The following is a 21131-nucleotide window of genomic DNA, read 5'->3' as shown; positions in this document are numbered from 1 at the left end:
ATGAACCGCGAGCAGTGGCGACCGTTCCTGAAGCGCTGGAGCGAGGAGTGGGTCGACGCGCACGACCCCGAGCGGGACCAGCCGCTGGAGGCCGAGGTCGCGCGGGACCGCTGGCTCGGGTTCGCCCCGGCGACGGCCGAGGAGGTCGCGGCCGCCGAGGCCCGCCTGGGCCGCGCGCTGCCGCCCTCGCTCCGCGAGTTCCTGCTGACCACCGACGGGTGGCGGGACGCGGGGGTCTTCATCTACCGCCTCGCGGGCGCCGCCGAGCTCGCCTGGCTGGCCGACGCCGACGAGGACTCCGGCTGGATCGAGGCGTACAGCGACACCGAGTTCTTCGACGAGGAGGAGGACGAGGAGCCGGAGGGCAGGATCCTGGCCCGCTCCCTGCGGCTGTCCCTCGAAGGCGACGCCGCCGTCATGCTCCTCGACCCCGAGGACGTCGACGAGCGCGGCGAGTGGGCCGCCTACTGGCTCGCCTCGTGGTCGGGCAGCGGCCCCGAGCGCTTCGACTCCTTCCACGACCTCATGCACGACCAGTACGTCTCCTTCCACGCCCTCCGCCGCCCGCCGGGCGCCACCCGCGACCACTGGGACGCGGAGGTCGAGCGGGCCCGGCTCGCCGCGCTCGCCGGTGAGGTGGAGGCGCCCCTGGCGGTGCTGGAGGAGGCGTCCCGGTTCGGCAGCGACCGGGCCCGCCTGCTGCGCTTCCAGATCCTCGCCATGCTCGGCGACACGGACACCATCCGCCTGGACAGGGTCGCCGTCGTCAAGGAGGAGCGGGCGGACTTCCTGCACACGCCCCTCTTCACCCGCGAGCTGCTCCCGCTGGTCTACGCGGAGGAGCGGCAGGCCCCGATGTGGGGGAGCACCACTCTGAGCCTCCTCAAGAACGGCGGCCTGGAGGAGGGGCGCGCGATAGCCCTCGCCTTCGACCCCGACGAGTTCGACCCGAACCGCCTGACGTACGGCAATCCGGAGTTCGACGCGGCGGTGCACGACATCCTCGACCGGCTGGACGCCGAGGGGCCCGACGAACGGACCCAGGACGCCCTGTGGCCCGCGCTCCGGGCGGCCATCGCGCTCTGGCGCCCGATCAGCGAGGACCACATCGCGCCGGTCGCGCTCCGGGCGCACCCCGCCCTGGCCGAGATGATCACCGAGGAGCGCGGCCGCGAGATCCTCTCCACGCGCCGGGGCTCCTGAGTCGGAGGCTCACCAGCCCACCTTCACGCAGACGCAGTCGGCGTACCGCAGCAGCGTCGGAAGCACGGCCAGGCACTCCCGCCAGTCGGCTTCCGGCGCGTCGCGCAGACTCCGCACCCGGTCGAGGAACAACCGCAGCGTCTCCCGACCGGGGTCGCCGGGCGCGAGCCCGGTGTAGTACGCCTCGCCGTACGACAGGAGCGTCCGCGTCGACCCGCGCAGCACGCGCAGCACGGAGCGCCAAGTGCGCGGGTCCACCTCCGCGCCCTCCGCGCCCTCCGCGCTCTCCGCGTACGCGATGGCCTCCAGGATGCGGTCCCGGTCGTATGTGCGCAGCGCGCGCTCGATGTGCGCCCAGTCGTAGCTGTCCCGCACCACCGGCACCGTGGACCAGGTCCGCACCCCGCCATGGCTGGTACCCCACGCCCGCGCCACGGCCGCCATGGTGAACACCCCACGGGCCCGCGCCTGCCCCGGCGTACGGTCACCCACCTCGATCAGCAGCTCGCGGTCGCTCTCCGCGTACGTGAGCGTGAGGGTCACCATCTCGCCACGAGGGTGTTCCAGCGTGCTGGTCACTATTTCGCTGATCAGCAGCTCCACCCCGACGACGTCCAGCCGGCGCCGAAGCCCCCAACGCGCCAGGCAGGCCACACCCGTTCGGCGTAGCTCTCGAATGTTTTTCGGATCGGCGGCAACGGAGGCGCTGCTGCGCTTCATGTAACTGCCCTTCTAGCAGCGGACTTGACGGCTGCATGCGACCGGCAACCTGGCGCATCCAGCACAACTACGGTGCTGCAACGGCGATTTAATCGGCAAGCGAATCAGCGACCTACTTAGAATTGGCACGTGCCACAGCAACGGCATGGGCCCTTCTGAGAAGAGCAGGGGGCAGCGCACTCGGCACAGGGGCGCACCGACGCCAGACTGGACATCGTGGAGGGCACACAGGTGGCAGCACGACGAGGGGCAACGTTCCGACGCAGGGAGCTGGGAAAGGAGCTCCGCCGGTTACGCGAGAAGGCCGGGCTCACCGTCCAGGAGGCGGCCGACGGGTTCGGCTTCTCGGAGACCAAACTCAGTCGAGTCGAGACCGGCCACAACACACTTCCGCGCCTGGCGGACATGGAGAAGCTACTCGACCGCTACGGCGTGACAGACGTCGACGACCGGGAAGCCCTGCTGATACTGCACCGCGATTCGCTCAGCAGCGACTGGTGGTCTCCGTACCGGAACGTAATGCCCTCGGGAATGCCTCTGTACGTCGGACTGGAGATGGACGCCCGCGCGATGCGCACCTGGCACTCCCAAGTCGTCTTCGGGTTGCTCCAGACCGAGAGCTACGCGCGGGCCATGTTCCTGACGGCGAAGCCTGTCGAGGAGACGACGACAGAGTTCGTTGAGCATCACGTGCAACTTCGCGTGGCGCGCAAGCAGATCATCACTCGCGAGGACAGCCCCGTCGAGCTTCGGGTCATCCTCGATGAATCGGCACTGCGCCGCATGACGGGCAGCCCGAAGATCATGCGCGAGCAGTACGAGGCGATCGCCGAGATGTGTCAGCTCGACCACGTGACGGTGCAGATCATGCCCTGCTCCCTGGCCACCTACAGGGCTTCAGACAACTTCACGATTCTCGACTTCGACGGCGACGCGGCCTCGGTGGTCCAAGTCGACGTCCAGAACACCATCAGCGTCACCGACAAGCGGCGCGAGGTCTGGAAGCACAATCGCCGTTTCGACGTGATGCGAGAAGGAGCCCTGGCCCCAACTGAGACACCCCGCTTCCTCAGCAACCTAGCACGAGAGTTGGCCTAGCCATGCCCATAAACACCCACTGGTTCAAGTCCTCGTACAGCGGGCCGGAGGGGACCAACTGCATAGAGGTCGCCCTCCTGAACTCTGGTGAGAAGTGGTTCAAGTCTTCCGACAGCGGCCAGCAGGGAGGGGCCTGCGTAGAGATATCCCCCCGCCCCACCGAGATCGCCATCCGCGACTCCAAGGACAAGACCGGCCCCATCCTCGTCGTCCCCGCCCCCGCCTGGGCGGCCTTCGTCCGGGGCCTCCGCGACGACAGCCTCGGCCTACCCTTCAGGTGATCATTAGTCGAGCACGGGAATATTCACGCGCCGACATGGACGCCCGAACGCGCGGCTCCCTACCGTTCTCGGCAGGGCCGGGAGGCTCCCGGCCAGGAGGAGCCACCATGAGCAGTCGCGTGAAGCTCACCCGCCTCACAGGAAGCGGCTCGGGCGAGTGCGGTCAGAACGACTGTCCGAATGTCTACAAAGACGAGGCGGACGGCATGCTCGTCATCCAGGGGTTGACCTATCGCGGCTTTGCGCCGCCGACCGGGGAAGCACTGGTGAAAATCCCCGAGCGGGTTCTTCGGGAGGCCGCCCGTGCTCTTGGCTGGTGACCGCTGGCAGGCCATGTTCCGGGACTTCCGGCACGAGGCATGGCGGCTGGAGACGCTTCCGGTCTACCGAGTACCGCAGGAGGCGGATGAGTTCGCCCGCTTCCTGTCCGGAGAGCCTCTGGTGGCGCCGGAGTCCGACGACTGGACGGCACTCATTCGGCACCACCGGCGGAATGGCGGGACCGTGGGTCGCGTGCACGTCCTCACCCGCCCCCTGTCCGACTACCTGCGCTTCGAGTTCGCGCGCTATTACGCACCCCAGGTTCGCGCCGGAGAAGACATCCGCATCCTCGACGTCACGGATCGGGTCAGCCCACTCGCCGGCGTGCAGGACTTCTGGATGTTCGACCGGCGGACCGTGGTGCTCATGAACTACGAGCCGGACGGAACACAGAGGGACCGCCGGCTGCACGACGGTGACCCGAGCCCGTTCATCGAGTACCAGCGCATCGCCATAGCCGAATCCGTACCCTTCGAGGAGTACGTGAAGGGTTGACGTTCGAGCCGGAGCAGCTGGGCCGGTCGAAGGCGGACCTGGCCGAGACACTGCGGGACCTTCGCAAGCGAGCCGGTCTGAGTGGGGACCGGCTCGCCCGGCGTTGCGCCATGTCGCAATCCAAGATCTCCAAGATCGAGACCGGCAAGACCACTCCCACCCTCGTGGACGTCGAGCGGATCTTGCGGGCACTTGAGGCTTCACCGCAGCTCATCACCGAGGTGACCGCGCTCGCCAGGATCGCCAACACCGCATGGCAGGACGCCAGGGCGCTCCGACGGAAGGGGCTGGAGAAGAAGCAGGCGGAGTTGGCCGACCTGGAAAGGACGTCCACCGAGTTCCGTTTCTTCCTGCTTTCCATGATTACCGGCTTGCTCTCCACGCCGGAGTACGCGCGAGCCAGCCTGGATCATATTCCCGGAGATCACAGCAAGGCGATCGCAAAGAAGATCGCCCGACAGGCCGTTCTCTACGATGAGACGAAGAGATTCACGTTCCTGCTGACGGAGCAGGCGGCGCGGTGGCCCACCCTTCCCGCACCGGCCATGGCCGTGCAGATCGATCGCCTGGCGTCGCTTTCCCATCTGCGCAACGTCAGAATCGGCGTACTCCCCCTGGCGGGCCGCATGCCCGGGTGCCCTCTCAACACCTTCACGGTCTACGACGACCGCATAGCGACCGTGGAGGCGTCCAATGGGGCGTTGGTATTCCGTGACGCGCGGGATGTCTCCGCCTATCTGGAAGAGTTCGCCGCCTACGAGAACCATGCACGATTCGGAGACGAGGCCCGAGAACTCCTCGCCGAGTGGGCCTCCGCCTTCCGTCGTTGATCTTTAGGCGAGAAGGGAAATACCCCTGGGAACACCCTGAGTTCATCGCCATTCTGCGAGTGGCAACGCGGGGAATTCTCCCGCACCGGCAGCGCAGAAGGGGATACGGCGATGCGATTCGACTCCGATGCCACAGCGGCCACCTTCCGGCTGGACCCGGAGGATGACGGGCCCACCGAGGGCGGCCAACAAGGCGGATGCGGTGATGGTCAGGGCTGCGGCCGCCAGTGACCCACCCGAACAGCGACAGGACAGCGCAACGGCAGCCCCTGCCCCACGGCGGGGGCTGTCCCCGCAGCGACGAAGGCGAGACGTTGCACCATCACGGCTACAGCTGGCTCGGGTCGGGCCTCGACCTGCTCATGGACGGCCCCCGGCGGCCCCTTCACCCCGAATTCCGCATGAGCAAGGTCGTCCCGCTGGAGTTGGCTCACTGGCTCCTCAAACCCGCCTCCCTGATCCAGGGGACATGGAACGAACCGATGGAGGCAACCGACTGGTTCAGGGCGCACGTACGTATGTACGCGCCGTCGTTCGCCTCAGAACACCACCGCGACGAGACCCGACTCACTGAGAGAATCAGCCGCGCCGTGGAGGCGATGAGAAACGGGGAGGACGTCGCGGGCGGCTGGTATCTCACGGGGCAGGGGTTCCTGTCCGTATGCCTGATCGCCTGTAGCCCGCATCGGATGCGGCCCGACATCGCCTGCCCCCAGCGGTAGACGAACCACGTACCGCATCGCCGGCCAGCCGATCCCGGAGGAGACCCCGTGCGACGTAGGCAGCTTCTCGTACTGACCGCTCAGGCGGCCGCCGCCACGGCTCTGTATGGGCTCCCTCCGGCGGAGGCCACGGCCGCGTCCGGGGCCGCCGACCCCGAACCGGTGGCGGGCCCGGGCCCGAACCCGGACCCGGTCCCGGAGGATGACGCGTTGCCGCCGCTGCTCGTTCAGCCGGGTGCCGTCACCGTCGAGCAGGCCGTCATAGCCGTCCGGCTCGCCCTGACGGCCTCGCTTCTGGAGTGAGCCGCGCCCCCAGAGCGGTCGTAAACGGTATAAACCAGGCCATGAACGTTGACGGCTACACCCCGCCCGACCTCCACGGCACGACCGTCCTCGTCACCGGGGCCACCCAGGGCATGGGCCGGGCCCTGGCCGAGGCGCTGGCCGGGGCGGGGGCGACCTTGCTGCTGCACGGGCGTCGGCACGTCCGTATGGAGGAGGTCGCCGAGGAGCTGCGGGAGCGCCATCCGGGGGTCACGGTCCGGACGTACCTGGCCGACCTGGCGGACCTGGAGCAGGTGCGGGGGCTGGCCGACTTCGTCCAGGCGGCGGAGCCGCGGCTGCACGTGCTGGTCAACAACGCGGCCGTGGGCGGCGGCAGCGACACCTCGCGGCGGGAGGTGAGCCGGCAGGGGCACGAGCTGCGGTTCGCCGTGAACCATCTGGCACCGCACGTGCTGACCCGCGCGCTGCTGCCGCTGCTGTCCGTGTCCGCGCCCGCGCGGGTGGTCAACGTGGCCTCCCTGGGGCAGGCGCCGATCGACTTCCACGACGTCATGCTGGAGCGCGGCTACGACGGGATGCGGGCGTACTGCCAGAGCAAGCTGGCGCTGATCATGAACACCTTCGAGCTGGCGGCGGAGCTGGCGGACACGGGGGTGACGGTCAACGCGCTGCACCCGGCGACGCTCATGGACACGCGGATGGTCCAGGAGATCGGCCACCCGCCGGAGGCCGGCGTGGAGAAGGGCGTGGGGCCGACGCTGCGGCTGGTCGCCGACCCGGAGCTGGCCGGCGTCACCGGCCGCTACTTCGACCGGTTCGACGTCGGGCGCGCCGACGAGCAGGCGTATGACGCCTCCGCGCGGGCGCGCCTTTCCGAGCTGACCGAACGGCTCACCGCGCGGTACCTCGCCTGAGGTGTCCGGCCAGGCGCCCGCCGATGGACCCGCGGCTCAGCCCCCGGCCGCCCCGGCCCCGGCCGCTCCGGCCCAGAGCCCGTCCTCCGTCAGGCCCAGCAGCTCGATGGCGTTGCCCCGGACGATCCGTTCCACGACGTCCGGCGCCAGGTGGCCCATCTGGGCCTCGCCGACCTCTCGGGATTTGGGCCAGGTGGAGTCGGAGTGCGGGTAGTCGGTCTCGTAGAGGACGTTGCCGACGCCGATCGCGTCCAGGTTGCGCAGGCCGAAGGCGTCGTCGAAGAAGCAGCCGTAGACGTGCTCGGCGAAGAGCTCGGACGGCGGGCGGAGCACCTTGTCGGCGACGCCGCCCCAGCCGCGGTTCTCCCGCCAGACCACGTCGGCGCGCTCCAGGATGTAGGGGATCCAGCCGATCTGCCCCTCGGCGTACATGATCCGCAGATTGGGGAAGCGGTCGAAGGCCCCGGACATCAGCCAGTCGACCAGGGAGAAGCAGCAGTTGGCGAAGGTGATGGTGGAGCCGACCGCCGGGGGCGCGTCCGCGGAGGTGGAGGGCATGCGGGAGGAGGAGCCGATGTGCATGGCGATGACCGTCCCGGTCTCGGCGCAGGCCGCGAAGAACGGGTCCCAGGCGTCCGTGTGCACCGAGGGCAGTCCCAGGTGGGGCGGTATCTCCGAGAAGCAGACGGCGCGCACGCCCCGCGCGGCGTTGCGGCGCACCTCGTCGGCGGCCAGCGTGGCGTCCCACAGCGGGATCAGGGTGAGCGGGATCAGCCGCCCGCGCGCCCGCGGCCCGCACCACTCCTCGACCATCCAGTCGTTGTAGGCACGCAGGGCCAGCAGCCCCAGTTCGCGGTCCTTGGCCTCGGTGAAGGTCTGGCCGCAGAAGCGGGGAAAGGTCGGGAAGCAGAGCGCGGACTGGACGTGGTTGAGGTCCATGTCCGCCAGCCGCTCGGGGACGGAGTACGAGCCGGGGCGCATCTGCTCGTAGGTGATCGCCTCCAGCCTGACCTGGTCCCGGTCGTAGCCGACCGCCGTGTCGAGCCGGGTCAGCGGGCGCCGCAGGTCCTCGTAGACCCACCAGTCCGCCGGCGGTCCGTCGTCGCCGGGCTCCCCCATCCGCGGGGTGAAGCGTCCGCCGACGAAGGTCAGCTCCTTCAACGGCGCCCGGACGACGCGCGGCGCGACGTCCCGGTACTTCGCGGGGAGCCGGTCCCGCCAGACGTGCGGGGGCTCCACCGTGTGGTCGTCCACCGAGATGATCTTCGGGAAGCTCTCCATGGGGGCACCGTAGCGCCGATCTGACGAGGCGTCAGGAACCTGGACGGGGGTTCGGTGTCCGCACTCGTCTTCGCGTGTCGCGCGACCCGACGGCGTCCGCCGGCCGGACGGCCTCCTCCGCCGATCTCCGCTCGCGCGCCCGCGCGGCCCGCCGCGCCGCGGGGTGCGCCCACGGCCCGCCCCGGGGTGTCGTTGTCACCCCCGGAGCAGGGGTGGCCAACCCCCCTGACGCCGGGACGGGAACACGGCAGACTGGCGAGTGCAGCGAGGCACGTACGCGCGGGGGAGTAACACCATGGCCCAGGACGAGGGGCGTAGAGACGGTCGGGAGCACGGGCATCGCCCGCACGCGGTGCTCCGGGGGGAGGTCGGGCCCTGGGACGGTCAGGACCACCTCGCCATCGTCGAGACGCGGCTTGGCCTTGCCCTGGAGCGTGGGCGACACACCGAGTCGATCTCGGAGCTGACCGCGCTCACCGCGGCGCACCCGCTCCGGGAGGGGCTGCGCGAGCAGCTGATGCTGGCCCTGTACCGCAGCGGGCGGCAGGCCGAGGCGCTGGCCGTCTACGCCGACACCCGCCGGCTGCTGGCCGAGGAGCTCGGCGTCACGCCCTCCGCGCGGCTCACCGAGCTCCAACGGCGCATCCTCCAGGAGGACGCGGGGCTGGCGTTGCGCACCGCCGCGGCGGCGCCGGGGATGGCCGGGGCGGCGCCGGTCACTCCGGCGCAGCTGCCCGCCACGGTGGCCGACTTCACCGGGCGTGAGGCGTTCGTGGACGAGCTGTGCGAACAGCTCGCCGGGGCGCGGGACCGCGCGACGGCCGTGGTGGCCATCGCCGGCACCGGCGGGATCGGCAAGACCACCCTGGCCGTGCACGTCGCGCACGCCGCGCGGCACCACTTCCCCGACGGACAGCTCTACGTCGACCTCAGGGGTGCCGGCGGCTCCCCCGCCGACGCCGACGCGGTCCTCGGCGGCTTCCTGCGTGCGCTGGGCACCCCGGACGCGGCCATCCCGGACAGCCCCGAGGAGCGCGCCGCGCTCTACCGCTCCACGCTCGACGGCCGTCGGGTGCTGGCGCTGCTCGACAACGCCCGGGACGCGGCCCAGCTACGGCCGCTGCTGCCCGCCGCGAAGGGCTGCGCCGCGCTGGTGACCAGCCGGGCCCGGATGGCCGATCTGGAGGGCGCCCACCTCGTCGACCTGGACGTGATGAGCCCCGACGAGGCGTTCGCGCTCTTCACCCAGATCGTCGGCGAGGAGCGGGCGGCCATCGAGTACGAACACTCCACGCGGGTGGTGGCGGCCTGCGGGTTCCTGCCGCTGGCGATCCGCATCGCCGCCTCCCGGTTGGCCGCCCGCCGCACCTGGACGGTGACCGTGTTGGCCCGCAAGCTGGCCGACGAGCGGCGCCGCCTGGACGAGCTGCGCGCCGGAGACCTGGCGGTCAAGGCCAGCTTCGAACTCGGCTACGGACAGCTCGAACCCCACCAGGCCCGCGCCTTCCGCCTGCTCGGCCTCGCCGACGGGCCCGACATCTCGCTCGCCGCCGCCGCGGCCGTGCTCGACCTCCCCGTCGGGGAGACGGAGCCGCTGCTGGAGTCCCTGGTGGACATCTCGCTGCTGGAGTCGCCCGTCCCCGGCCGCTACCGCTTCCACGACCTGGTGCGGCTGTACGCGCGCGCCTGCGCCGAGCGCGACGAGCGGCCCCCGGCCGCGCGGGACGCGGCGCTCTCCCGCCTGCTGGACTTCTACCTCGCCACCACCGCGCGGGTGTACGCGATCGAGCGCCCCGGCGACCGCACCGTCGACCACCTCCAGACCACCGCGCGGGCGGGGCTGACCTTCGCCACCCCGGCCGAGGCGGTGGACTGGCTCTTCGCCGAGGGCGACGGCCTGATCGCGTGCGCGCGACAGAGCCTCGGCGGGGGAATGCTGCGCCGGGCCGCCGATCTGCTGGTCGTGGCGCTCGACCTCGCCGAGTCGGGGGCGAAGCTGCGGCCGTACGAGGACGCGGCCAGGGCGGTCTGCGAGGCCGCGCGCGCGGCCGGGGATCTCCGGGCCGAAGGGCGCGCCCTCACCACGCTGGGCGTGCTGAACAACTTCGTCGGCCGGTTCGAGGAGGCCGACCACGAGCTGCGGCGGGCCCTGGAGGCCGGGCGCGGCGCCGCCGACGTCACCGTGCTGTGCCGCGCCTCCAACCAGCGCGGCATCACGGCCCTCTACCAGCGCCGGCACCGCGCCGCCGAGGAGTACCTCACCCAGGCGTTGCGCGCCTTCCGCAGCATCGGGGACGAGGCCGGTGAGGCGAGCGTGCTGGCCAACCTGGCCCGGGTGAATCTGAACCTCTGCCGGACGGAGGCGGGGCTGGAGCTCGCCCAGCAGTCGCTGGCCATCTACCGCAGGCTCGGCGTCTCGCTTCGCCTGGCCAACGGCATGTACGCGCTGGGGATCGCGCTCACCCGCGCGGGTCGCTACGACGAGGCGGTGACCCAACTCAGCCAGGCCCTGGGCATCTTCCACGAGTGCCGGCAGCAGCGCTGGGAGGGCGTGACGCACTTCCGGTTGGCCGAAACCCACCTGGCGGCGGGCCGCCCGGCGCTGTCCGCCGAACACGCCGAGCGGGCGCTGGCGCTGCGCGGACTGGGCGGCGCGTGGCGGCGCGGCGCCTTCCTCACCCTCCTCGGCCGGGCGCTCGACGCGGTCGGGCAGAGCGGGCGCGCCCGCGCATGCTGGTACGAAGCGCTGGCCATCTACGAACAACTGGGATCACCCGAGCGGGACGAGGTGCGGGCGCTGCTTTCGGACGGCCCGCGCGGCGACCGGCTCGGCACCGCTCCGGAAGGCGGTAGCGGCTCTCGGCCCCCGCCACGACTGAGGCTGATAAACAGCACAGAGCTGATATCACGGAACATTTCTGACGACCCGCCAGCTGTCTGACTTCGGACAACTATCGCGGGGCCGACACAGAGAGCAAGCCCCTACTGACGCACGGGGCGTCAACAAGGCAAACTGACCGGTGCGACTAGCAGGCACAGGCAGGGGGAGACCATGACCGGCGACAGGGAGCGCGGGCAGCAGTTCCGCTTCGCCGTGCTCGGACCGGTCCGGGCCTGGCGGGACGGAGAGGCGCTCAACCTCGGCTCACCGCAGCAACGCGCCCTGCTCGCCGCCCTGCTGCTGCGCCGCGGGCGCACCGCCACCGCCCCGGAGTTGGTGGACGCGCTGTGGGCCGATGATCCTCCGCAGGCGGCCATCGCGGCCCTGCGCACCTACGCCTCCCGGCTTCGGAAGGCGTTCGGCCCCGATGCGGAGGTGCTGGTCAGCGAGGCCGGCGGCTATGCGATCCGCGCGGGCACCAGCGCCCTCGACACCGACATCGCCGAGCAGTTGGCGGCCGAGGCCGACAAGGCACGGCACTCCGGCGACCGGGCGCGGTCCCGCGAGTTGATCAACGAAGCGCTGGCGCTCTGGGACGGCGAGCCGCTCGCCGGACTCCCCGGACCGTACGCGGAGACCCAGCGCGCCCGGCTGGAGGAGTGGCACCGCTCCCTCATCGAGACCCGCCTGGACCTCGACCTGGAGGTCGGCCAGCACGCCGAGGCGGTCTCCGAGCTGACGGCGCTCACCGCCGCCTACCCCCTGCGGGAGCGGCTGCGCGAGCTCCTGATGCTGGCGCTCTACCGCAGCGGGCGGCAGGCCGAGGCGCTCGCCGTCTACGCCGACACCCGTCGGCTGCTCGGCGAGGAGCTGGGCGTCGACCCCTGCCCGGAGCTCTCCGAGCTCCACCAGCGCATCCTGCAGGCCGACGCCGACCTGGCGGTGCCCAGCACCGGCGCCGTCGAGCGCGCCGGCAGCGCCGCCCCCTCCTTCGTACGGCCGGCGCAACTGCCCGCCCGCGTGGCCGACTTCACCGGGCGAGCGGCCTTCGTCGACGAGCTCAGCGAGCAGTTGGTCACCGCGGAGGGCCGCGTCATGGCCGTCTCAGCGGTGGCCGGGATCGGGGGCGTCGGCAAGACGACACTGGCCGTGCATGTCGCGCACGCCGCGCGGCACCACTTCCCCGACGGACAGCTCTACGTCGACCTTCAGGGCGCGGGACCGGCCTCCGCCGAGCCGGAGGCCGTACTCGGCGCCTTCCTCCGCGCGCTGGGCACTCCGGAAGCCGCGATTCCGGACGGCGTCGAGGAGCGGGCGGCGCTGTACCGCTCCACCCTCGACGGCCGTCGGGTGCTGGCGCTGCTCGACAACGCCCGGGACGCGGCCCAGGTGCGGCCGCTGCTGCCCGGCACGGAGGGGTGCGCGGCGCTGGTCACCAGCCGGACCCGGATGGTCGGCCTGGAGGGCGCGCACCTGGTCGACCTGGACGTCATGAGTCCCGACGAGGCACTCATGCTCTTCACCCGCATCGTCGGCGAGGATCGGGTGGCGGCGGAGCGCGACGCGGCGATGGACGTCGTGGCGGCCTGCGGGTTCCTGCCGCTGGCGATCCGCATCGCCGCCTCCCGGTTGGCCGCCCGCCGCACCTGGACCGTGACCGTGTTGGCCCGCAAGCTGGCCGACGAGCGGCGCCGCCTGGACGAGCTGCGCGCCGGAGACCTCGCCGTCAAGGCCACCTTCGAACTCGGCTACGGACAGCTCGAACCCCACCAGGCCCGCGCCTTCCGCCTGCTCGGCCTCGCCGACGGGCCCGACATCTCCCTCGCCGCCGCCGCGGCCGTGCTCGACATGGACCTCGACGACACCGAGGAGCTGGTGGAGTCCCTCGTGGACACCAGTCTCCTGGAGTCGGCGGCCCCCGGTCGCTACCGCTTCCACGACCTGGTGCGGCTCTTCGCGCGCGCCTGCGCCGAGCGCGACGAACAGCCGCCCGCCGAGCGGGACGCGGCCATGTCCCGGCTGCTGGACTTCTACCTCGCCAGTGCGACCCAGGTCTACGCCGTGGAGCGGCCGGGCGACCGGCTCGTCCACCACCTGTCCCCCACGCAGCGCCCGGGACTCGCCTTCACGGGCAAGGACGCCGCGCTGGACTGGCTCTTCGCCGAGGCCGAGTGCCTGCTGGCCTGCGCCCACCAGTCGACCTCCAACGGGATGCTGCGGCGCGCGGTGGACCTGCTCCTGGCCGCCAAGGACCTGGCCGAGTCGGGCGCCAGCGCACGGCGGTACGAGCAGGCGGCGGCCCGCATCCGGGACGTCGCGCAAGCCGCGCGTGACCCTCTGCCGGAGGCCCGCGCCCGAACGGTCCTCACCTACGTGCACAGCGTCACCGGGCGGCTGGACCAGGCGGACGTGGAGGCGCAGCACGCGATGCTGCTCGCCGTCGTCACCGAAGACCCGCTGGCGCTGGGCCACGCCCCGATCGAGCGCGGCATCATCGCCATCTACCAGAGCCGATTCCAGGACGCCGAGGCGTACGTCAGCAAGGCGCTGACCGCCTTCCGCGCGGACGGCAACGAGCCGGGCGAGGCGAGCGCGCTGAGCAACCTCTCCCGCGCCTATGTCGGCATGGGCCGCACCCAGCTGGGCGTGGAGCTCGCGGAGCAGGCGCTGGCCATCTACCGCAGGCTCGGTGTCTCGCTGCGACTGGCGAACGGGATGTACGCGCTGGGGGTCGCACTCACCCGCGCGGGGCGCCTGGAGGAGGCACACGCCCATCTCACCGAGGCGCTCGCCATCTTCCACGAGAACCGCCAGCCGCTCTGGCAGGGCATGTCGCACTACCGGCTGGCCGAGGCGCAGCTGGCCGCCAACCGGCCCGCCCGGGCCGCCGAACACGCCGAGCAGGCGCTGGTGCTGCGGGGGCTGGGTGGCGAGTGGCGGCGGGGACAGTTCCTGACCGTCCTGGGTCGGGCGCTGGACGCCATGGGGCAGACGGACCGGGCACGGGCCTGCTGGAGCGAGGCGCTGGCCATCTACGAGCGTCTGGGGACCCCTGCCGAGCGCGATGAGGTCCGTGTGCTGCTGGCCCCGGTCGCGGTCGCTTAGCGGCGCCTATCTTCCGTTCATCGATCGTTTATCGGTGGACGCCATTCTCTATTTATCGATCCGTCGCGTCGGGGGGCAGGCGGGTCGACGTGAGGGCTCACCTCCCGGAGAGATCACTTCCGAAGGGTGAACGCGGCCCTGAGTGCCCGTCCGGCGACCCACGGGGGAGTTGCCGGGCGGGTCTCGCCGACCCCCTTGCACCGCTAGTCATGGAGTTGACGGACATGAGCGACACCAAGAAGCCCGAGACCGACGAGTACACGCCCATGGACAGCCACGCGGGCAGCGTCGGCACGGGCCTGATCACCCCGCAGGACAGTCACGCGGGGCGCCCGGGGAGCGGCGGCAAGCCCTTGCCGAAGGACAGCCACGCCGGCACGCCGGGCAGCGGCATCCTTCCCATGGACAGCCACGCCGGCAGCGTCGGGTCCGACCTGGTCACGCCGAGGGAACAGCAGCCCACCCCGCGGCCCGGGGACACCACCGCGGACGAGGACCAGATCACCACCAAGGACAGTCACGCCGGCAGCATCGACATCGGCGGCGGCGCCAGCCAGGACGGCCACGCGACGGCGCAGGACAGCCACGCGGGCTCCGGGCGGCCGTAGGTCGCCACGTCCGAGACGGCCGTCATCGCGGCCCCGGCCGCGATGACGGGCTACGGGGGAAAACCGGGGATATGCGAGGGGCGGCCCCACGGGGGAGACAGGGGCCGCACGGGGGACGGGCCCACGGGGGAGTCACGGGTCCGCTCCACACCGGCCCCACGGGGGAAGTCGGGGGCCGGACGGGAAGCGGGCCCACGGGGGGAGTCACGGGCCCGCTCCACACCGGCCCCACGGGGGAGAACAGGGGCCGGACGGGAAACGGGGGACGGGGGGGAACACGGGGGACGGGGGAAACACGGGGGACAAGGGGGACCATCGGGGGTGCGCAGGGATCGGCGACGATGGCAAGGAGGGGGAGCCATCGACGTCGATCCCTGCACATGTACCGCCTTCTGCTCGCATGAGGCGCTACGGGGGGATCGTTCCGTTCAGGCCAAGAAGCGGCCAGATTCCGGCCGCTTGGCCAAACACATAGTCCCATGCACCACTCCACTCCCATGATGGACCTCAACATCGTGGCTTTTGCAAAGGAGTTGGAATGACCCGCACCAGGAAGGCCGCAACCGTGTTTGCCATAGCCATAGCCGCCACCGTGGGCGCGACGAGCTCGGCGCTGGCCGACTCGCACCCCGGGAGCCCCGGCTCCAAGTCACCGGGCTCCATCTCGACCGGCCTCGACGGCGTGCTGGACCACCACTTCCCGGGCCCCGTCCCTGTCACCCCGGAGGACCACCACGCCGCCTGAGCCGCACCGCACCCCTCGGGGGCCGGGTCCACAGACCCGGCCCCCGTCGTGTTTCCGGCTCGCTCGCGCGGTGCCGCGATGGTTCGCCGAGGCGTTCGCAGCTTTACCCCTCGCATTGATGTCAGGGTCCAGAAAAGGCCACCCGAAGGTCGACAGCGGCCGCGTGTCCGGCAGTGGCCCCTTGACCGCGCGACGCGAGCTCAGGGCGCGGGTCGCACGCTCGGCCGGGTGAGAGGGCCTCGCGGCGACGCTCGCCCCGCGCGCTCAGTCGGGCACTCAGCCGCGCGCTCAGCGGGCACTCAGCCGGGCACTCGATCGCGCACTCGACCGGCGCTCAGCCGCGCGCCCGCAGCTCGGCCTTGAGCACCTTGCCGTTCGCGTTGCGCGGCAGTTCGGCCACGAAGGAGACATGGCGGGGGACCTTGTAGTTGGCCATCTCCCGGCGGGCCCAGGCGATCAGGTCGTCGGCGGTCAGCCGCGAGCCGGGGCGGCGGACCGCGTACGCCTTGCCGACCTCGCCGAGGCGCGGGTCGGGAACACCGACGACGGCCACGTCCATGAGGTCCGGATGGCGGGCGAGGAGCCGCTCGATCTCCGCGGGATAGGCGTTGAAGCCCCCGACGACGAACATGTCCTTGATCCGGTCGGTGATCCGCAGATTCCCCGCCTCGTCGAGGACGCCGACGTCGCCGGTGCGCAGCCAGCCGTCCGGAGTGACGGCCCGCGCGGTGGCGGCCTCGTCCTCGAAGTAGCCGGACATCACGTGGTAGCCGCGGACCAGGACCTCGCCGGGCACGCCCGGCGGCAGCGGGTTTCCGTCAGCGGAGGCCACCATGACCTCGGTGCCGGGGATCGCCCGCCCGGACGTCCGGGCGACGGTGGCGTCCGGGTCGCCTCGGCGGCACATGGTGACGGTGCCGGACGCCTCCGTCAGGCCGTACGCGGTCAGCACCGTGGGGACGCGCAGCTCCGTGCGGAGCCGTTCGACCAGCTCCAGCGGCACGACGGAGGCACCGGTGACGACCAGGCGCAGCGTCGACAGGTCGTGGGCGGCGCGGCCCGGGTGGTCGAGCAGCGACTGGAGGAGGGTCGGCGGCCCCGGCAGCACGCTGACGCGCTCGGCCGCGATGGCGGCGAGCGCCGCCTCCACGGAGAAGACCGCCTGGGGCACCATCACCGCCCCGCGCGTCAGACAGGCGATGACACCGGCCTTGTAACCGAAGCTGTGGAAGAACGGGTTGACGATCAGATAGCGGTCGCCCGTGCGCAGCCCCGCCAGTTCGCTCCAGGTGTCGTACACCCGCAGGGTCTGCGCGTGGCTGACGACGACCCCCTTCGGATGTCCGGTGGTACCCGAGGTGAAGGTGATGTCCGAGGGGTCGTGGGGGCGTATCGCCTCGGCTCTGTCCCATACGGCGGACGGCGGGATCGACTCCCCCGCCGCCAGGAACTCCCGCCAGCCGCGGAAACCCTGGGGGACGTCCGCGTCGACGCCGGTGTCGGAGGTGGCGACGGCACCGGGGCCGCCCGATCCGGGCAGGACGACGGCGTGGCGTAGATGCGGCAGGCCCGGCAGCGGGCCGCCGCGCCCCGGGCCGCTGGCCGCCGCGCGACGCAGAGCGGCCACATAGGAGGTGCCGAGGAAGGTTCCGGTGACGAAGAGGACCCTGGCACGGGTGCGGTGCAGCGCGTAGGCCGCCTCGACACCCTTGAAGCGCGTGTTGACGGGGACCAGCACGCCGCCGGCCGTCACCGCGCCCAGGGCGCAGACGATCCAGTCCGCGGTGTTGGGCGCCCAGACCGCCACCCGGTCGCCCGGCCGCACCCCGGCCGCCAGACAGCCCGCGGCCGCCCGCTCGACGCGTCGCCCCAGCTCGACGTAGGAGATCCGGGTGCGGCCCTCGACCACCGCGTCCGCCGGTCCGTGGCGCCGGGCGGCGGCCCGCAGCAGCGCGGGGATCGTGTCGGGGCTCCTCCCGGCTCCCGCCCCCTTCTCCGAGCCGGCCGCTGCGCGCATCGCTCCGCCTCCCCGTGTGCCTCGTGGCCCGGCGTGGGGGTTCCGCGGTCGCGCCCACAGCCTCGCCGTCGTCGTTGCCGTCGCCGTCGTCGTCGCCGATGCCACCGAGGTCCCCGCCGCCCCCGCCGTCGCGGTTCGCCGTTCGCCGTTCGCGTTCGCCGTTCGCCGTTCGCCGTTCGCCGTTCGCCGGAACCACCGTAACCACACCGGGCATTGCCGCGCCCACTGTTACTGACTACCCGTCAGATTAGCGCTAGCGTTGACCGCTGTCAGGACCGAGGCCGCCGGCCCGGGCGCCGCGGCCGGCCACGGAGGTGGACGATGGCGGCAACCCTCAAGGACGCGACGGCGATCGTCGGCATCGGCCAGACCGCCTTCGCCCGACACCTTCCGGAGCCCGAGAAGACCCTCGCCTGCCGCGCCGTCCTGGCCGCCCTCGACGACGCCGGGATCCACCCGTCCGAGGTGGACGCCTTCGCCTCGTACACGATGGAGGAGACCGACGAGGTGGAGGTGGCCAAGGCCATCGGGGCCGGCGATGTGACCTTCTTCAGCAAGGTGGGCTACGGCGGCGGGGGCTCCTGCGCCACCGTCGGCCACCTCGCCGCCGCGATCGCCACCGGGCAGGCGGACGTGGGCGTGGCCTGGCGCTCCCGCAAGCGCGGCAGCGGGCCGCGCCCCTGGACGGACACCCGCGCGCAGCTGCCGGTGCCGGCGCAGTGGACCCGGCCCTATGGACTGCTGCGCCCGGCCGACGAGATCGCGCTGCTCGCCCGGCGCTATATGCACGAGTACGGGGCCACCCGGGAACACCTCTTCCACGTCGCGCTGGCCTGCCGCAACCGGGCCAACCAGAACCCCGCCGCGATCATGTTCGAGCGCCCGCTGACCCGCGCGATGTACATGAACGCGCGCTGGATCAGCGAGCCGCTGTGCCTCTTCGACAACTGCCTGGAGACGGACGGCGCTCTCGCCTGCGTCGTCGTCTCCGCACGGCGGGCGCGCGACTGCCGGCACCGGCCGGTGTATGTGCACGCCACCGCGCAGGGCCTGCCCGCGCAGCACCACGGCATGGTCAACTACTGGACCGACGACCCGCTCGCCGGCCCCGCGTGGACCGCCGCCCGCAAGCTGTGGAAGTCCGCCGACCTGGGCCCCCAGGACGTCGACGTGGCGCAGATCTACGACGCGTTCACCCCGCTGATCCCGCTGTCCCTGGAGGGCTACGGCTTCTGCGGGCGCGGCGAGGGCGCCGCCTTCACCGAGGGCGGAGCCCTGGAGATCGGCGGCCGACTCCCGATCAACACCGGCGGCGGCGGGCTGAGCGAGGCGTACGTCCACGGCTTCAACCTCATCACCGAAGGCGTCAAGCAGCTGCGCGGCACCAGCACCGCGCAGGTGCCGGGCGCCGCCACCTGCCTGGTCACGGCCGGCGAAGGTGTCCCCACCTCCGCGCTGTTGCTGAGGAGTTGACCGCTCATGACCCCCAGTGTGAGGGCGACCACTGACAACGGGCTGCTGCTGCCGGTCCCCGATGCCGACGGGGCGCCGTTCTGGGCCTACGCCGCGCGCGGCGAGCTGCGCGTACCGGCGTGCGCGGACTGCGGCGAACCGCGGTTCCCGCCCCGGCCCTGCTGCCCGCACTGCCAGTCCTTCGCCGCCACCTGGCAGCGGATGAGCGGCCGTGGCCGAATCTGGTCGTATGTACTGCCCCACCCCCCGCTGCTCCCCGCCTACGCCGCCCAAGCGCCGTACAACGTGGTCCTGGTGGAGCTCGTGGACGCCCCGCGCATCCGCCTCGTGGGCAACCTCGTCACCGCGGCCGACGCCCCGCTGGGCGGCCTGGACCCCGCGCGGCTGCGCATCGGCGCACCGGTCAAGGTCGTCTTCCACGAGTTGGCGGACGGTGTGACCGTGCCGCGCTGGCTGCTGGAGCGGCCGTGAACGCGGTGCCGGGGCCGACGGAGAGCGGGGCGCGCGCGGAGGACGCGGTGCGCGGGCGGGGCCTTCCGAGCGGCCGGGGCGTGCGCACCGAGCGCCTGGAGGGCGGCGTCGTCGTCGTGACGCTGGACCGGCCCGAGCGGCACAACGCCATCGACCTGGAGACGGCGGCGCGGCTCCGCGCGGTGTGGCGCGAGGTCCGCGGGGACGACGCGGTGCGGGCCGCGGTGCTCGCGGGCGCCGGCGGGCGGGCCTTCTGCACCGGCGTCGACCGGTCGGTACGGGTTCCGCAGCCCTCGTCGCCGTACGCGCTCGACGACCCGCTGCTGGACGTCGGCCCGAAGGCGAACGACCTGTGGAAACCCGTGGTCGCCGCGGTCGAGGGCATGGCCTGCGGCGGGGCCTTCTACCTGCTGGGCGAGGCCGAGTTCATCGTGGCCGGCGCGGACGCGACCTTCTTCGACCCGCACACCTCCTACGGCATGGTCAGCGCCTACGAATCGGTGTTCATGGCGCAGCGCATGCCGCGCGGCGAGGTGGCGCGGATGGCGCTGATGGGCACGGCGGAGCGGATCTCGGCGCGCAGGGCCCATGAGATCGGGCTGGTCAGCGAGGTCACCCCGCGCGGTGAGGCGTTGCCGGCGGCGCTGCGTGCCGCCTCCGTCATCGCGACGTATCCGACGGAGGCGGTGCAGGGGACCGTCCGGGCGGTGTGGGCGGCGGGAGAGGCCGCGCGGGCCCAGGGCCTGGCCCACGCGCCGCAACTGATCGCGCTCGGCAACCTGCCGCCGGAGCGGCAGGCCGAGCTGTTCGCGGGCCGCGACCGCGCGAAGGACGTCAGGGTGCGCTGAGCCGTGGACCGTCGGCTCCCGCTGGGAGAACTCCCTCGGACGAACTCCCGCCGCGCGGGCTCAGCTGACCGAGGACTTCGTGGCCAGGCTGATCTGGCAGGTGAAGTAGGTCCGCTTGCTGAAGGTGTACGGAGACTCGGCCGTGAACGACTGGTTGCTGTTCGGCAGCACCGTGAGGGACTGCGAGTCGTAGCCGAGGAGGCCGCCGGTCGCGTCGTCGGTCCACTTGACGCTGATCGAGTAGCGGAAGCTCCGCGACGGGTCGGTGTTGGTGACCTTGACGTCGTAGACCAGCTTGCCCGACGACTGGTTGTAGTCGCAGTTGGTGGCGCTGGTCTCGCTGGTCGCGTCCGGGTTGTACGTGGGCGGCGCGGAGTAGGTGTAGGAGGGCGTCGGGTCGAGGCTGGGGATGTCGGACGGCCCGCCGGTGAGACCGGTGGAGGACGAGGAGTCGCCGCCCGTGCTGTCGCCGCCGGTGCTGTCGCCGCCACCGGAGGAGACGCCGCCCGAGGTGAAGCCGCCGGAGGAGCTGCCGCCGTCGTTGTCGTCGTCGCAGCCGCCGCCACCCGAGCGCCGAGCTCCGGTCAGCGCCACGAAGACGACCGCGACAGCCGCGACCACGCGTATATGACGGCGTTGCATCGGTTAAACCCCCGTTGTACAGACAGAATCCAGCCAACCAGAGAGCGGTTGACAAGTGCACGCCACCATAGCCAACGGCCCTTGCTACCCCCAAGTCACCTGCTCAGCGGGTGGACAGGCGTAGAAGCCGCAGGAAACACCGCCCACCGGCACACCGCGACGGGCCGCCCACCAGGCGCTCGGCGGCCCTC

General features: G+C 71.9%; 20 protein-coding genes. 16 read left to right on the top strand and 4 right to left on the bottom strand.

Annotated features, from left to right (window positions below; all coding sequences use genetic code 11):
* Complete coding sequence (locus CD790_RS01445; RefSeq protein WP_144381118.1) at positions 1 to 1203, top strand: SMI1/KNR4 family protein; 1203 nt, start codon at positions 1 to 3, stop codon at positions 1201 to 1203.
* Between the two features lie 9 nt (positions 1204 to 1212).
* Here the strand turns inward: CD790_RS01445 and CD790_RS01440 are convergent, their stop codons facing one another.
* Positions 1213 to 1923 carry an ATP-binding protein gene (locus tag CD790_RS01440; protein ID WP_144381117.1) on the bottom strand — a complete coding sequence of 237 codons (711 nt, stop codon included), beginning with the start codon at positions 1921 to 1923 and terminating at the stop codon, positions 1213 to 1215.
* A 216-nt stretch (positions 1924 to 2139) separates the two neighbouring features.
* Here CD790_RS01440 and CD790_RS01435 point away from each other — a divergent pair, with 216 nt between their 5' ends.
* The 8 genes from CD790_RS01435 to CD790_RS01400 all read left to right on the top strand — a co-directional run bounded on the left by CD790_RS01435 (position 2140) and on the right by CD790_RS01400 (position 6869).
* Positions 2140 to 3021 carry a helix-turn-helix transcriptional regulator gene (locus CD790_RS01435; RefSeq protein WP_260867264.1) on the top strand — a complete coding sequence of 294 codons (882 nt, stop codon included), beginning with the start codon at positions 2140 to 2142 and terminating at the stop codon, positions 3019 to 3021.
* A gap of 2 nt (positions 3022 to 3023) precedes the next feature.
* On the top strand, positions 3024 to 3302 hold the full coding sequence (locus CD790_RS01430) for a DUF397 domain-containing protein (RefSeq protein ID WP_144381116.1): 279 nt from the start codon (positions 3024 to 3026) through the stop codon (positions 3300 to 3302).
* A gap of 107 nt (positions 3303 to 3409) precedes the next feature.
* The gene (locus CD790_RS01425) at positions 3410 to 3622 is read left to right on the top strand and encodes a hypothetical protein (RefSeq protein ID WP_144381115.1); all 213 of its coding nucleotides are present in this window, start codon (positions 3410 to 3412) and stop codon (positions 3620 to 3622) included.
* A complete protein-coding gene (locus tag CD790_RS01420) occupies positions 3606 to 4118 on the top strand; it encodes a DUF6879 family protein (protein ID WP_144381114.1) in 513 nt (170 codons plus the stop codon). Before CD790_RS01425 ends, CD790_RS01420 begins: the two co-directional genes overlap by 17 nt.
* Complete coding sequence (locus tag CD790_RS01415) at positions 4115 to 4948, top strand: helix-turn-helix transcriptional regulator (RefSeq protein WP_144381113.1); 834 nt, start codon at positions 4115 to 4117, stop codon at positions 4946 to 4948. Before CD790_RS01420 ends, CD790_RS01415 begins: the two co-directional genes overlap by 4 nt.
* Before the next feature lie 401 nt (positions 4949 to 5349).
* On the top strand, positions 5350 to 5670 hold the full coding sequence (locus tag CD790_RS01410) for a hypothetical protein (RefSeq protein ID WP_260867263.1): 321 nt from the start codon (positions 5350 to 5352) through the stop codon (positions 5668 to 5670).
* Between the two features lie 48 nt (positions 5671 to 5718).
* Entirely contained in the window at positions 5719 to 5973 is a 255-nt protein-coding gene (locus CD790_RS01405) for a hypothetical protein (RefSeq protein ID WP_144381110.1), read from the top strand.
* A gap of 41 nt (positions 5974 to 6014) precedes the next feature.
* On the top strand, positions 6015 to 6869 hold the full coding sequence (locus tag CD790_RS01400) for an SDR family NAD(P)-dependent oxidoreductase (RefSeq protein ID WP_144381108.1): 855 nt from the start codon (positions 6015 to 6017) through the stop codon (positions 6867 to 6869).
* Between the two features lie 36 nt (positions 6870 to 6905).
* Here the strand turns inward: CD790_RS01400 and CD790_RS01395 are convergent, their stop codons facing one another.
* On the bottom strand, positions 6906 to 8150 hold the full coding sequence (locus CD790_RS01395; RefSeq protein ID WP_144381106.1) for an amidohydrolase family protein: 1245 nt from the start codon (positions 8148 to 8150) through the stop codon (positions 6906 to 6908).
* 295 nt (positions 8151 to 8445) lie between these two features.
* Here CD790_RS01395 and CD790_RS01390 point away from each other — a divergent pair, with 295 nt between their 5' ends.
* From CD790_RS01390 to CD790_RS01370, 4 genes are all read left to right on the top strand, one after another.
* Entirely contained in the window at positions 8446 to 11091 is a 2646-nt protein-coding gene (locus tag CD790_RS01390; RefSeq protein WP_144381104.1) for a BTAD domain-containing putative transcriptional regulator, read from the top strand.
* 111 nt (positions 11092 to 11202) lie between these two features.
* Positions 11203 to 14136, top strand: a complete 2934-nt coding sequence (locus tag CD790_RS01385) for a BTAD domain-containing putative transcriptional regulator (RefSeq protein ID WP_144381102.1) — start codon at positions 11203 to 11205, stop codon at positions 14134 to 14136.
* A 224-nt stretch (positions 14137 to 14360) separates the two neighbouring features.
* On the top strand, positions 14361 to 14744 hold the full coding sequence (locus CD790_RS01380; RefSeq protein WP_144381100.1) for a hypothetical protein: 384 nt from the start codon (positions 14361 to 14363) through the stop codon (positions 14742 to 14744).
* 538 nt (positions 14745 to 15282) lie between these two features.
* Entirely contained in the window at positions 15283 to 15489 is a 207-nt protein-coding gene (locus CD790_RS01370) for a hypothetical protein (RefSeq protein ID WP_144381096.1), read from the top strand.
* A 334-nt stretch (positions 15490 to 15823) separates the two neighbouring features.
* Here CD790_RS01370 and CD790_RS01365 read toward each other — a convergent pair whose 3' ends face one another.
* Complete coding sequence (locus CD790_RS01365; RefSeq protein WP_144381094.1) at positions 15824 to 17506, bottom strand: FadD3 family acyl-CoA ligase; 1683 nt, start codon at positions 17504 to 17506, stop codon at positions 15824 to 15826.
* 321 nt (positions 17507 to 17827) lie between these two features.
* Here CD790_RS01365 and CD790_RS01360 point away from each other — a divergent pair, with 321 nt between their 5' ends.
* The 3 genes from CD790_RS01360 (at position 17828) to CD790_RS01350 (ending at position 20298) form a co-directional block, all read left to right on the top strand.
* Positions 17828 to 18979: a lipid-transfer protein gene (locus CD790_RS01360; RefSeq protein WP_144381092.1), complete on the top strand. Its 1152-nt coding sequence runs from the start codon at positions 17828 to 17830 to the stop codon at positions 18977 to 18979.
* A gap of 6 nt (positions 18980 to 18985) precedes the next feature.
* Positions 18986 to 19450: a Zn-ribbon domain-containing OB-fold protein gene (locus tag CD790_RS01355; protein WP_144381090.1), complete on the top strand. Its 465-nt coding sequence runs from the start codon at positions 18986 to 18988 to the stop codon at positions 19448 to 19450.
* Positions 19451 to 19530: 80 nt separating this feature from the next.
* Positions 19531 to 20298: an enoyl-CoA hydratase/isomerase family protein gene (locus CD790_RS01350; RefSeq protein WP_399216982.1), complete on the top strand. Its 768-nt coding sequence runs from the start codon at positions 19531 to 19533 to the stop codon at positions 20296 to 20298.
* A gap of 60 nt (positions 20299 to 20358) precedes the next feature.
* Here the strand turns inward: CD790_RS01350 and CD790_RS01345 are convergent, their stop codons facing one another.
* Positions 20359 to 20919 (bottom strand): hypothetical protein, encoded by a 561-nt coding sequence (locus CD790_RS01345; protein ID WP_144381088.1) that lies wholly within the window; start codon positions 20917 to 20919, stop codon positions 20359 to 20361.
* Between the last annotated feature and the right edge of the window lie 212 nt (positions 20920 to 21131).

The organism is Streptomyces sp. SAJ15 (genome assembly GCF_007595705.1).
GTDB lineage: Bacteria > Actinomycetota > Actinomycetes > Streptomycetales > Streptomycetaceae > Streptomyces.
This window is presented reverse-complemented; position numbering and strand designations above follow the sequence as displayed.